The organism is Anoxybacillus sp. ST70 (genome assembly GCF_019553625.1).
Classification (GTDB): domain Bacteria; phylum Bacillota; class Bacilli; order Bacillales; family Anoxybacillaceae; genus Anoxybacillus; species Anoxybacillus gonensis.
On record NZ_JAHZOF010000008.1, the window covers coordinates 80,879 to 94,485 of the forward strand.

Annotated in this window: 10 protein-coding genes and 3 pseudogenes; 1 reads left to right on the plus strand and 12 read right to left on the minus strand. The window is 42.8% G+C overall.

All coding sequences use genetic code 11. The features are described 5' to 3' along the window. Positions 1 to 163: 163 nt before the first annotated feature. The 12 genes and pseudogenes from K1I43_RS11450 to K1I43_RS11510 all read right to left on the minus strand — a co-directional run bounded on the left by K1I43_RS11450 (position 164) and on the right by K1I43_RS11510 (position 11,870). Positions 164 to 1,015, minus strand: a complete 852-nt coding sequence (locus K1I43_RS11450; protein ID WP_240688446.1) for a transcriptional regulator — start codon at positions 1,013 to 1,015, stop codon at positions 164 to 166. Between the two features lie 29 nt (positions 1,016 to 1,044). Further along, positions 1,045 to 2,259, minus strand: a complete 1,215-nt coding sequence (locus K1I43_RS11455; RefSeq protein ID WP_136260379.1) for an MDR family MFS transporter — start codon at positions 2,257 to 2,259, stop codon at positions 1,045 to 1,047. A 611-nt stretch (positions 2,260 to 2,870) separates the two neighbouring features. Beyond that, positions 2,871 to 4,259, minus strand: a complete 1,389-nt coding sequence (gene rlmD, locus K1I43_RS11460) for a 23S rRNA (uracil(1939)-C(5))-methyltransferase RlmD (RefSeq protein WP_136260218.1) — start codon at positions 4,257 to 4,259, stop codon at positions 2,871 to 2,873. A 212-nt stretch (positions 4,260 to 4,471) separates the two neighbouring features. Further along, a pseudogene (locus K1I43_RS11465) lies at positions 4,472 to 5,393 on the minus strand (diacylglycerol kinase). 193 nt (positions 5,394 to 5,586) lie between these two features. After that, positions 5,587 to 6,498 (minus strand): hypothetical protein, encoded by a 912-nt coding sequence (locus tag K1I43_RS11470; RefSeq protein WP_136260220.1) that lies wholly within the window; start codon positions 6,496 to 6,498, stop codon positions 5,587 to 5,589. Next, a complete protein-coding gene (locus K1I43_RS11475) occupies positions 6,495 to 7,565 on the minus strand; it encodes a hypothetical protein (RefSeq protein WP_136260221.1) in 1,071 nt (356 codons plus the stop codon). The genes K1I43_RS11470 and K1I43_RS11475 overlap by 4 nt, the downstream gene beginning before the upstream one ends. After that, positions 7,562 to 8,014, minus strand: coding sequence for an anti-sigma factor (locus tag K1I43_RS11480; protein ID WP_077429425.1), 453 nt, complete (start codon positions 8,012 to 8,014; stop codon positions 7,562 to 7,564). Before K1I43_RS11480 ends, K1I43_RS11475 begins: the two co-directional genes overlap by 4 nt. Continuing rightward, positions 8,011 to 8,574, minus strand: coding sequence for an RNA polymerase sigma factor (locus K1I43_RS11485; RefSeq protein ID WP_136260222.1), 564 nt, complete (start codon positions 8,572 to 8,574; stop codon positions 8,011 to 8,013). The genes K1I43_RS11480 and K1I43_RS11485 overlap by 4 nt, the downstream gene beginning before the upstream one ends. A 726-nt stretch (positions 8,575 to 9,300) precedes the next feature. Then, positions 9,301 to 9,831, minus strand: a pseudogene (locus K1I43_RS15700) (S1C family serine protease); the annotation flags it as partial. Continuing rightward, a pseudogene (locus tag K1I43_RS11500) lies at positions 9,830 to 9,988 on the minus strand (TRAM domain-containing protein); the annotation flags it as partial. The pseudogenes K1I43_RS15700 and K1I43_RS11500, both read right to left, overlap by 2 nt. A 65-nt stretch (positions 9,989 to 10,053) precedes the next feature. Then, positions 10,054 to 10,980: a diacylglycerol kinase gene (locus tag K1I43_RS11505; RefSeq protein WP_035063758.1), complete on the minus strand. Its 927-nt coding sequence runs from the start codon at positions 10,978 to 10,980 to the stop codon at positions 10,054 to 10,056. 101 nt (positions 10,981 to 11,081) lie between these two features. Beyond that, positions 11,082 to 11,870: a sulfite exporter TauE/SafE family protein gene (locus K1I43_RS11510; RefSeq protein WP_136260224.1), complete on the minus strand. Its 789-nt coding sequence runs from the start codon at positions 11,868 to 11,870 to the stop codon at positions 11,082 to 11,084. 435 nt (positions 11,871 to 12,305) lie between these two features. Here K1I43_RS11510 and K1I43_RS11515 point away from each other — a divergent pair, with 435 nt between their 5' ends. Next, the gene (locus tag K1I43_RS11515) at positions 12,306 to 13,535 is read left to right on the plus strand and encodes an IS110 family RNA-guided transposase (RefSeq protein WP_136260225.1); all 1,230 of its coding nucleotides are present in this window, start codon (positions 12,306 to 12,308) and stop codon (positions 13,533 to 13,535) included. The last annotated feature ends 72 nt before the right edge of the window (positions 13,536 to 13,607 follow it).

Here is a 13,607-nt window from a genome sequence, read left to right on the forward strand (position 1 = left end):
ACACCTCCTATGTACTCAACAACGTTGGTAATCAATAATATTGAGTACTACTATATAGTAACATAGAGTAGTTAGATAAACAACAAAAAAAGTAACAATTTACAAATATCATCTCAGCCTATTGAAAAATAATAAAAACAGTCCAAAGCCAATGGACTGCTTTTTACTTTATACGCTTTAATTTATTTTCCTCAATAACATACTGCCGCATGTCTATCACCGTTCCATCTTCTTTCATCTTTCGCAAAGTCACGACATCTCGGCCGTCATTTGTTTTACTTTGGGATGTTTCGTACACATACCGAATCCCTTGTTCGACTACTTCACGCGTTCCGAGCCAATCCGGACACTCGTTCAAAAATGGATCGCTACTAAGCATACGAAGAAAATGATTCATCGCTTGTACGGAGATGTTGAGCGGTTGTTTTTCCACATAAGATAGGCTCACTTTTGCATGCCGACCAATCTTTTTTAAATACTCCTGCGCCTGTCTTTCTTGTTGCTTAGCAAGTTCATCATAGTATTTCTCTGCATTTAATACCTTCGATTCATATTTTTTCGGAAACATTTTCTTCATTGACTCCACATACGCTTCTCCATCGAGCGGCTCTTCGTATGCAACAAGTTTATACTGCCCATGCTTATTGATTGAAAATGTCATCACAGTCGGAATGGCTCCGCTGCCCGACACAATGGCAAATATGCCATCTTGAAATTCAAATACCCCTATACTTGCGATTGTATATGCTTTCACTTTATTTCCTTTTTGTTCTGTATCAAGAATGATGTGTCCTTCCGCAACGTATTCTCCCTTCCCATACGTTTTCCCATGTTCTTTAATTGCTTCGCTTACCACTGTTTCAACATGTGTCGCGTCTTTTCGTTCATATGAACTGGAACCATTTTCATCAAGAATAGCCCTAGCATCCTTTGCCTTAAAATTGTTCCCACCATAAAAAAACATCGCTACAATCATGGCTACAATAAGTAAACTAAAGATGGAAAACTTCCTCATCTCTCCACCTCCGTCGTGCAAACAAACTGTTACAAGCTATACTCGATATGCCGTTTCGTCGCCTTCATTACCCCACTAACATATAAAAAAACTGGAAATCCGATCAAAGTACATAAAGATAATAAGCTAAAAATAAGGAGATGGTTTTCATAACCAAAGTATTGAAGCATCAGTCCCCCAATCCATGGACCGACGGCGTTGCCTATGGCCGTAAAACCGATAGAACCAAAATATAATCCTTTCATCTGTTGAGGTGCAATTTGGTCAATAAATATGTCGACCATTGAAAACATCATCACTTCTCCTACCGTTAAAATAAACATAGAAAGAAATAACATCGGCACAGCAGTAAATAAGCCAAATCCGAAAAGTCCGAGTGACACCGCAACAATGCCAAACATAATCGACGTAAGCGCAGAATACCGCTTGCCAATCCGAGAAACAGGATACTGTACAACGAGCACCGTGATTGCGTTAAATACAATTAAATAAGAAAAAAGTTGTACACCATCTTTATATTGCGACAAATATTGCGGAATGGTTGAATTAAACTGCGAATACCCTGTGACACCGAGAATCATCCCGACTACAGCAAATAAAAACACACGATCGTTCCTTAATACGCTGACAGCATTGCGAAGTGTTACATGTTCGGATGTATCGCTATCGTTTTTGTCAATCGTATCGTTTGAAAAAAGAGCGACGAGCAAAATGAAGTAAAGAAAATAAACAAAAGCGGTAATAAAAAAAGCGTCTGTTGATGATGAACTGCCGATTTTCAACCCTACTAACGGACCAATCGCCGCCCCTACATTAATTGCTGCATATCGCAAGTTAAACACAAGCAATTTATTTTCTTGTTTTGTCACTTGCGACAACAACGCTCGCGACGAAGGTTCAAAAAACGAACGACATAAGCCGTTTAACGCATTTAATAGAAAAAACGACCAAACGCTCTCCGCTGTCGCAAAACCAATAAACACGAACGTCCACATCAAAAGAGAAATTTTCATCACTTTCTCTCGCCCGTATCGATCGGAAACATACCCGCCAAAAAAACCACCAAACAGTCCTACAATCGAACTAATCCCAATAATTGCCCCTGCCAACGAAGCGCTGACTCCTTTTACGCTCGTTAAATAAATGGCTAAAAACGGAATGGTCATAAACATCGCCATTCTTGCAAATAATGTTCCGATAATAATTGTTACGCTGATCGGATGTAGTTTTTTTATATTCTCCATAATTCCCCTTCTATCATGAAAATGAACTTTATGTAAAATTATATTATAATTCAAAATAAATTAAAAATATTTTAATAACATTGTAGTGAAGCGGAAAACATCATCATTACTATACAGAAGGGCGATCTCACAAATGAAAAAGGAAAGGGATGTCCTTTCCTTTTTTTGTTATCAATATTTCTCTAATAGAACGATTGACCTTTTACAAACCTGTAAATTTCTAATAAACTCGTTCCTCCCTCCCCCGCTCCAACCCTTATTGTTACGTCCCCATTTATTTACATTCAAAATAAACTCGTTCATTCCTCCCCCGATTTTTGCGATTTTTTCTCTGTTTTTTTCCCGATTTTTTCCTTACAATCATCCCACTTTATTTCGATTTTTGGAAAAAGAAAAAGGGAAGAATGGATGATTTCTCCCGCTTCTTCCCTCTTGTTTTTCTCTCCTCTTGATCCTTTTTCCCTTGATCTCTCAATGATTCTCCTTCTTCTTTTCTCCCCCTCTTTTCCAAATGAGGAGCGGGAAAAGAATGATTTCTTTTTCCAGTAAATATCATCCAAATTCAGACTTTATTTCTCATGATGAACGGTTATTATTTTAGTGGAACGAGTTTATTTTGAGTGTACAAAACCGCGTTCTAATTTCGCAACACACTCCACATGATTCGTATGCGGAAACATGTCGACCGGCTGCACTTCGAGTGTCTTATACCCGCCGTCTTCGAGAATGCGAAGGTCTCGCGCAAGGGTAGCTGGGTTGCAGGAAACGTACACCACACGCTTCGGTTTCATAGCAATGATCGTTTGCAGCAAGGATTCGTCGCAGCCTTTGCGCGGCGGGTCAACGACGATGCAGTCAGCTTCGATGCCTTGTTCGTACCATTTCGGAATGACGACTTCCGCTTCACCGACGGCAAATTCGGCGTTGTCGATGCCGTTCAGCTTCGCGTTGCGTTTAGCGTCCTCAATCGCTTCTGGAACGACTTCGACACCGTACACTTTTTTTGCTTTTTTCGCCAAGAAAAGAGAAATTGTTCCAATGCCGCAGTAAGCGTCAATGACGGTTTCTTCACCTGTTAACTCCGCATATTCGAGCGCCTTTTCATACAGCACTTTCGTCTGTTCCGGGTTCACCTGATAGAAGGAACGGGCCGAGATCGCGAATTGAATGTCACCGATGTAATCGTAAATGTATTCAGCTCCCCACAACACTTTCGTCTCGTCGCCCATAATGACATTTGTCCGTTTCGGATTGATGTTTTGGATAATGGACTTCACATTTGGTACCGTTTCAATAATTTCTTGAACGATTTTCTTTTTATGCGGCAACTCTTCCGTACGCGTAATCAGGACAACCATTACCTCTTTTGTCACTGCCCCGTAACGCGCCATAATGTGGCGGAGCACACCTTTGTGTGTTTGTTCGTTGTACGCCTTCACGCCATATTTTTCGCAAATCTTTTTCACCGTTTGCACAACAACATCGTTCATTTCCTGCTGGATGAGACAAGACTCCATATCGATGATTTCATGGCTGCGCTGCTGGTAGAAGCCGGCGACAAGTCCGCCTTCGCGCTCGCCGACCGGCACTTGCGCCTTATTGCGATAGCGCCACGGAGTGCTCATGCCAAGCACAGGATGAACAATGACATTTTCAATCTTCCCGATGCGCGCAAGCACTTCTTTCACATGCTTGTGCTTTGCCTTTAGCTGTCCTTCATAGCTTAAATGCTGAAGCTGGCATCCGCCGCATTGTTTATAAATCGGACACGGCGCGTCAACGCGATCCGAGCTCGGTTCATACAGCTCAATTAAGCGGCCGTAGCCATAGCCTTTTTTCACTTTAATTACCTTAATTTTCGCTTTTTCTCCCGGCAGCCCGTTGGCAACGAAAATCGGAAATCCGTCGATTTTCGCAACACCGGCACCGTCATGCGTTAAATCTTCAAAAATCACGTCATAGTATTCATTTTTCGCAACTGGAGCTTCTACTTTTGTCATCGTTCCTACTTCCTTTTCGTGAAAATGCTGCAATGATTGTATCATACAATCGCTTCGGACACAAAAAGAGAACAGGTCACAGCGCTGTTACCATATAGGGTGCCCGGGGCTGACCAAAAGCAAAGTGTCAGACCCCGCAACATCATATATCGTGAAATGGATGTGAGGTCAGACACTTATCAGGCAGCTCCAGCACCACTATGTGCTCCGCGCTAATATCCTGCTCTCATTTGTTCTGCTTTTTCCTTTGGTACAAATACTTCAAGATGTTGATACAAGTTGACGAACTCGCCAGGCAACAGTCCGCCGTACTCGTCATCTAAATTAAGCTGGATTTTGTTTGGCGAGGTGACTTTAATGCGGTTCGCCTTCGTATAAATTAAATGCGGATCGTTAATGTGCTCACCTCTTGCGGCAAGCGTGGCAATACGGATAAATTCCATAAGATTTGTTTTCTTTAAAATAATTAAATCAAACATGCCGTCATTCAGCGAGGAGTCTGGCGCCAACTTTTGAAAACCGCCGACAGAATTCGTCAGCGAAACTAAAAACAGCATAATTTCGCCTTCATACACCTTGCCGTCATACTCAATGCGCGCCTCAGTCGCTTTAATCGACGGCAGCTTTTCAATTCCTTTTAAATAATACGCCAGCTGACCGAGCATCGTTTTTAATTTGCTCGGCACTTCATACGTTAACTCGGTTAAACGGCCGCCTCCGGCAATGTTAATAAAGTAACGCGTCTTTCCTTCATTCGTCACACAGCCGATATCAATCGGTACCGCTTCACCGTTAATAATGATATCGCATGCTCCTTCAATTATACGCGGCACACCAATCGCCCGGGCAAAATCGTTCGTCGTGCCAACCGGGATAATGCCAAGCTTCGGACGATATGTTTGATTGGCAATTCCATTCACTACTTCGTTAATTGTCCCATCTCCGCCGGCAGCGATAACAAGGTCAAATTTGCGCTCGACCGCTGCCCGTGCCGCCTTTGTCGCATCCCCCGTTGTCGCATGACAAGACGTTTCATAACCGACTTGTTCCAACAGAATTAATACATCAGGCAAATGCTTTTTAAACAACTCACGTCCTGATGTTGGATTTGTAAATAATTCTCGCTCTTTTCATATCCCCATCATCCTATTTGTCCCAAGATTAAATAAATACATATTTTCCACTATTTAACATGATGTTACAAGAAAAAGGTTGTTGCAATTTTTTCGTCTTTAAAAAGGAAAGATGTTATAGGTGAAATATTATATCAAAAACGGGTAAAAGTTTTCATTAAAAATACGCTGACACCTCGGTGGTTCTTAGTTACTTAATTTGACACATGCACCGCTGCATGCTGTGAATCAAAAACATAAATATGATGAGTTCCGTCCCCTAATTGAACCTCGCCTTTAAACGTTTGCTCCGGCAACGTTTTTTCTGTCTCTCCGCTTTCTCTTTGCCACGCGATATTTCCGTCTTCTAAACTCTCACGCGTCACAGCTGTTACGAGAATATCTGTATTTTTATCAAGGCTAATCTGAACATCCTCCGCTTTTGAAACAGTCCAATTGGCGGCAAGCTTCCGCGGATAAAGAAGCACTGAATTATAGTTCCCACGTACTTCGAGCGAAAGATGCTGCGGAATAACGACAGTCGGGGTCATCGCGTTCACCGTATGAAATAGTCCTTCCTTCCGCGGCATTTCTTTTATAGTAATATACATCGTATCCCCGACAATATTCATCGCAACATAATCTTCCTGCTTTTTGATGTCGTTGGCTGAAAGAGATTGGTATGTTCCAAAGATTTGAATTTCACCGTTGCTGCCTCCTTCAATCACAATCGGTTGGCTCCCTGTTTGTAAGACAATTCTCTTCATCTCAGGCGAAACAGACTGCCGGACATTCGGCAGGTGAAAGACTTTCGTTTCTGCACTAACGACCGTGCGAATTTCTTGCCATATTCCTGTTGATGAAAGCAATACAAATAAAACGGCTACCGAACCGAGCACCCCGATAAAGATGATGCTCAAAAAATCATATTTGATCAATGTATTTTCCTGCTTCGAAAAATAAAGATACACAAGAATTTCAGCGCCAAGCAACACTAGGAGAAACGGCCACCAGCTCGCAAAAATGTCTGCAGCTCCCATCCCTTTCCATTGAGAAATAAACAACACGATACCAAGCAAAATAAGGGAGGCGCCCATCGACACCGTCCCAACGCGCCATTTCCTCATTTCGTCCCCTCCTTCTTCTCTTTACTGCCTAAAAGCAGCTTGAATCCGCCGCCAATTAACAAAATGCAAACGATCGTTGTTTGGAAAAATTGGTTGTACCAGTAATAAATATCGATTTGTACTAGCTTTGATAGATGCGAAGCAAATGCTGGAAGCAGGATGCTGTCAAGCAAATAATAAAGACCTAACAACAATAATCCGAATCCAACCCATCTTTGATGATTGATAAAGTAGGAAACGATCGGCTGATCCTCAAGCTCTTCTTCGCCATACTTCGACGCCTTCTGCAATGCGTCAAAAAAGCTGTAAAACCAAATGAGCGGAATAAGGAAGAAAAAGGCAGACAGTCTTAACACATCCATCACATAAATCGCCAGCAAAAAGGCGGCCATTAACTGCAAGCCTCTGCGCTGTAATCCTAAGTACATATGACCCGCACCCGGAAAAATCGAAAGGAGAGTCGCAAGTGTTTTGCTTTTCCTTCCATCCTCGCGTTTCGCTTCAAAATCTTCGAAAATCGTTCGATCGACCAGTGACTCGCCGTTTTGTTTTCGATTGAGCTGTTGAACAATATCAAACATGTTGTAAATCCAAATGATCGGCAAAATTCCTAAGAAAACTAAGAAGCTGCCTTCATGCATCAATACCGTTACAAAAAATATCATGATCATAAGCCCAAAGAAGCTGATTAATAACGTTAACCCCCGGTTCATCAAGCCGAGCTGGAAGTGCCCGAGCCCGGGAATGAAGGAAAGAAGAATAGTGTAAAACTTCTCGTTGTCCTGATTTGCCTGTAAACCCTCTCCCTGGACAAGTGTATGCTCCGGCTGTCTTTTGATGAGTGTAAGAATCATATCTAAAATACTGATCAACCAAATCAATAAAGAAAAGAGGACGATCGCCAGCGGTTCACTATTATGTGTCAAAAAGACAAGACCGACCGCGAGCACAATCGGCGCAAAAAAGGAAAAGCTATAAAACACTCCCCTTGCTTTTTTATTTAAATAAAAATGCCCAGCACCAGGGATAAATGATAAAAAGAACGCAACTAACGAATTTTTGTTCATCGATTATTCCCTTCCTCCTTTTGATTTACCTTTAGCCAATCGAGAAATGATAATGTTTTATCCATCCATTGTTCCGTATAGGCCGGCCTGTTTTCTGATAAATCTGTTCCAACAACGCCGGCATTTGTGACTAATTGAAAAATTCCCGAAGACATAAACCCGATCGTAATCGCCGCGGCAATTCCGTAATGAAGCATTTTTTGCTTCGTCTGTGACTGCTTCGTGCGCTTTGGCTTTGCATATAGTTCAACTTGTGCAAGGATGACATCAGCTGAAACAGCTTCATCGGAAGGATTCGGCAAGTCGGAAGCATTTTCTTCAATGAGCTCCATATATACCGCTAAGCATTGATCACAACTATAAAGGTGGCTCTCCATTTCCTCTCTTTTTTCTTCTGGCAGTACATCACAAATGAACTGCCGCCATTCTTCGTTCGTGTAATGACTCATTGAAAATCCTCCCCCTTCCAATGCTTTCTTAGCCAGCTGCGTGCTCTGTAAAGCTTTGTCTCGACGGTTTTCACTTCGACATTTTGTTCTTTCGCAATTTGTTGATACGATTTTTCATCTATGTAATAAGCGTAAATAACATCTCGATAGTTAAGCGGAATTTCCTCAAGACGTTGACGAATTCGTTCTCGCTCCTCTTTTTTAATAACCGAAACCTCAACCCTTTCATCGGCTTCGGCCTCAATGGATTCCATTACTTCTTCAAGCTGCCGCTGCATTTTCCGCTTGACATCAATCGCGTAGTTCACAGCAATGCGCGTCATCCATGTTTTAAAGCCTTGTGACTGATATCGGGAGAGTGAAAGATAAATCCGCACAAATACTTCCTGCGTAACATCCTCGGCATCTTTTTCGTTGCGAATAATCGAGTACACCGTTTTAAATAAATAATCACGATATTTCTCGATTAACAGGCGAAAGGCATGCTCGTCTCCTTTCCTTGCTTTCGCGATTAATGCTTCGTCCTGAATCTCACTCTCCCCCTTTCTATCTGTCTTCACTTATATAGACGAAATCATTAGCCGTTTGCCCTACACTTTTTTGTAATTTTTTCGTGTCAGTTTTTGTGAAATAAAAAAACGCCTAGGAAACAGGCGCTCCATCTTTTTCTCCTTAAAAGCAAACCAATCGTTCGTTCAGTAAATTTCTATCTTTTGGGTAACAACATAAACGCAAAATAAGTAAAAATAGCGAATAAGAGACTGAATCCAAATAGTATGCTTCCAGCAATGAGAAAGCTATGAATATAACTTTCTAATATGATATGATAACGCTCTGTACTCGCTCCGCCTTGCTTTGCTACCCATGAGTCTGCCAAGGACGTTCCAAAATCAACACTAAAAAAAAATGAGAACCAATCCAACAACTCCTATCACGGTTACAAAAAAACCGGTCCATTTTAACTGATTCTCCGTCATTTAATCCCCCCCCAATAAACAAATTTAGATAAGAGTTAGAAGCTCTCCTCACAAAAATATGTAATCGTCGTAAGGATTTATGAAAACAATCATCTATTTTATGGAATCCATGTTTGTAAACTTAATTCTAATGTTGTCATAGAAAATCCTTCTTGTTTTAAGAGAAAAACATGATTCACCAATAATGGATGATGACGATTGCTTGCAACCGCCATTTCTCTTTTTCGCTATAAAGATAACGTAATTTCTTCCAAAATAAAAAAAGCCGCCTTGACGTTTGATCAAGAACAGCTTTTCATTGTTATAAATTTATGATTCTCCGTTTGTTTTCTTTTGTCCCGCAATTTCCTGCGTCAACTGATCGATGCTGTTTTTCACATTGCCTTTTCCTGAGAAGTTCTCAAGCAGTTCTTTCACATCGATGCCGGAAGACGCTTTAAGCGACTCCTGCAGCATCGCCATTAAATTTGTCGCATAGCCGGTGACTTTGTTGGCTCCACCATTTTCATCGCTTGAACCTGTATCAACGATCGTAATCTTATCAATATTCGCAAGCGGGCTTGCCACTTGTTTTGCATATTCAGGAAGCATTTTTAAGATCATGTCGAGAATCGCTGCTGAAAAATCACTTACATTCCGCAATCCTCCCCCAAGATAGGGCCGTTTCACTTCTCCGTATTGCAATAAATCTTCCACAATAGGCTTCACATCTTCTCTCGGAATCGCAAAACCTAATCCCTCTACACCATCTTCTGAAATTTTGAGACTATTAATTCCAACAACTTGTCCAGCGCTATTAATCAATGCTCCGCCGCTGTTTTCCGGGTTAATCGCTGCATCGATTTACTTTGATAACTTTCACTTTCGCTTTTTCGCCGGGTAAACCGTTTGGAACGAAAATTGGAAAACCATCAATTTTTGCTACTCCTGCACCGTCGTGTGTTAAATCTTCAAAAATGACATCGTAATATTCATTTTTTGCTACTGGTTCTTCCATATTTCTTTCCCCTTCCGCAAAATTGCTGTCAAGATTGTAGCACAATCGAATAAAAAAGAACAGGTTTATTCCCCTGTTCTCATTTGTTCAGCTTTTTCTTTCGGAACAAATACGTTTATATGACGGTACAAGTTGACAAATTCCCCCGGAAGCATTCCGCCATACTCGCCATCTAAATTGAGCTGCATATTTTCTTCCGTATACACTTTTACGCGATTTGCTTTTGTATAAATGATGTGTGGGTCGTGAATATGTTCGCCACGTAGTGCGAGCGTTGCAATTTTAATAAATTCTGCTAAGTTCGTTTCTTTTAAAATAATTAAATCAAACATGCCGTCATTTAACGATGAATTTGGGGCTAATTTTTCAAAGCCGCCAACAGAGTTCGTCAGCGAAACGAGAAAAAGCATCACAGCGCCTTCAAACATTTTGCCGTCGTACTCAATTTTCACATGAACAGGATGAAGGGAAGGAAGCATCTCAATTCCTTTCAAATAGTAGGCAAGTTGACCAATCATCGTTTTTAATTTACTTGGCACTTCGTACGTTAATTCCGTTAAGCGCCCACCGCCTGCGATGTTAATAAAATAATGTGTTTTTCCTTCGTTTGTCACTGCCCCAATGTCAATCGGCACCGCTTCCCCGTTTACGATCACATCACACGCTCCTTCAATCGAACGTGGCACGCCGATGGCACGGGCAAAGTCGTTCGTCGTACCGACTGGAATAATGCCGAGGTTCGGGCGATATGAAGCCTCAGCTAGCCCGTTTACTACTTCATTAATCGTTCCATCTCCACCTGCGGCAATGACGAGATCAAATTCGCGTTCTACCGCTCTTCTTGCGGCCTCTGTCGCATCCCCTGCCCCTGTTGTCGCATGACACGATGTTTCATATCCTGCTTGTTCAAGTCGAATCAGTACATCAGGCAAATGTTTTTTAAATATTTCCCTTCCTGACGTCGGATTATAAATAATACGTGCTCGTTTCATCCTCATCATCCTATTTGTTTTATTTTTCCACTATTTAACATCATACCAAATTTTCATTCATGTTGCAACGAACAAAAGAAAGCCGACTCAAATGAGCCAGCTTACGAAAACATTTCATACCAAATTTTTATCACAGTCGCTACAATTAATACAAGCAAAATGTATTCCAACACTTTTGTGTTCATTTTTTGACTCCATTTTGCCCCGATCGGCGCCGCTAGTAAACTAGCAATGACCATCACAAGCGATGGAATGAGGAGCATATGCCCCCCCATCACTTTTCCAACCGTCGCCCCGATCGATGAAATGAATGTAATTGCCACCGATGAACCGATCGCAATGCGCGTTGGCACTTTTAAAATGACGAGCATAATCGGTACAATAATAAACGCTCCTGCTGCTCCGACGATACCGGAAGCAATTCCGACAATAAACGATAACATAACTGCATACAATCGGTTAAATGCAAGTTGCTCTACCGCCACATGTTCGCTCCCCTTTGGCTTTGGAAAAAACATTAATACGGCTGCAATCGACGCTAAAATGGCATATACAAAATTAATTGTCTCATCGGCTAAAAACTTCGAACCGTATCCGCCAATGAAACTACCAATGACAATGGCTGTTCCCATGTAGCCAACGAGCCGACCCGATACATATCCCCCTTTTTTAAACACGACAAGAGCGGCAAGTGTCGAGAAAAATACTTGTACCGCACTAATGGCCGACACTTCTTGTGCGGTAAAAGCAGTAAAGCCAAGGAGAGGGGGGATGTATAAAAGCATCGGATATTTAATGACCGAGCCACCGATGCCAACCATCCCCGATAAAATGGAGCCAATGGCGCCAATAAAAAAAAGAACAAGCAAATGGGAAAATGTATATTCCATATTAAACGCTCCCTCGTATAGTATGTTTAGAAAGATTTTTAAATCGAATTTCCAGTTGGATATGCTCCTTGACAATCGTATATGCTTAGGTGATTTGCCCACGTGGGGAGGGGCGCGCCCCTCCCCACGTGGATCGCACCACATCGGGGTTGGACTTTTCGCGATGTTCTTGGATAATGGTCTTAAGGATCATCGGGGACACTCTTCTTCCTCCTGTAGCCTTGACTACTCGTGAAGTCTGTCTCCCCGGCTCCTGTTCGGACGTCTAACCCCGAGGCTCGACGTTGGTTTCCCCATGCTGGAAGGAGCAGCTTCCAGGCAGCCCATGGCCCAACGTGAGTTCTCATACGCGAGGGTGACTGGTCAACAGGCGCGGTCCGGGGGCATCCCGAAGAGTCCCAACCCCACGATCCTACTACGATTGGAGGTGATCTCATGAAACTCTACGTCGGGATTGACGTGAGCTCAACGGACTTATACACGTGTATCATGGATCAAGAAGGAAACACGTGCGCACAATTCAAGGTGGACAACCATCTCCTTGGCGCGACCTTCCTTCGCGATCAACTCCTCCTGTGGGCAAACAAACGCCAACCATCCGAAATTCTCATCGGGATGGAAGCCACTTCGGTTTACAGCTGGCATCCGACGATGTTTTTCCATCAACAGGAGGAGCTTAAATCTTGGCATGTCAAGGTGTTTACTATCAATCCAAAGCTCATTCGCAAGTTTAAGGAAGCTTACACCGACTTGGATAAAACGGACGGCATCGATGCGTGGATCATCGCCGATCGGCTTCGTTTTGGTCGCTTGAAAGTAACGGCTATCATGCATGAACAGTTTATTGCGCTTCAGCGACTCACACGCATGCGCTATCATCTCGTCCATCAGTTGACTCGAGAAAAGCAGTACTTCCTCCAGCACTTGTTTTACAAGTGCAGCTCGTTTACTCAAGAGGTGGACAGCTCCGTGTTCGGACATGCCATCTTAGAGCTTCTTCTCGAGTCGTTTAGCTTAGACGAAATCTCTCAGATGGACGTGCAGCAACTTGCCGACTTCTTGCGCCAAAAAGGACGCAATCGCTTTGCCGATCCAGAATGCATCGCCAAGTCCATTCAAAAGGCGGCTCGTTCGTCCTATCGGCTTTCCAAGTGTGTTGAGGATTCCATCGACTTGCTTTTAGGGCTGTCGATTCAATCCATTCGCAGCCTTCAAGCGCAAATCAAAGAGCTCGACAAAGCGATTACTCGCCATTTGGAAGGCATCCCGAATACGTTACAAACGATTCCTGGCATCGGTCCAGTCTACGCCGCTGGGATCTTAGCCGAAATTGGACAAATCGAGCGATTTGACAACCAAGCCGCCTTAGCGAAGTATGCAGGTCTGACTTGGTCCAAGCACCAATCGGGGCGCTTCCAAGCCGAGGATACTTCCCTCATTCGTTCCGGCAACCGCTATCTCCGTTACTACCTAGTGGAGGCTGCCAACTCGGTACAACGGCATGATGCGACGTTTCGCACCTATTACCGGAAGAAGTATGAGGAAGTACCAAAGCATCAACACAAACGAGCCCTCGTCCTTACCGCTAGAAAACTCGTGCGTGTGATCGATGCGCTGCTACGCAACGGTCAAATCTACACGCCAAGAAAGGGGGAAGATCGATAGGGGTATCGATCTAACTGATTTTGCATCAAAACCCAGTTAATGACATCAGACAAGACTGAGCTTCTTCAGTAT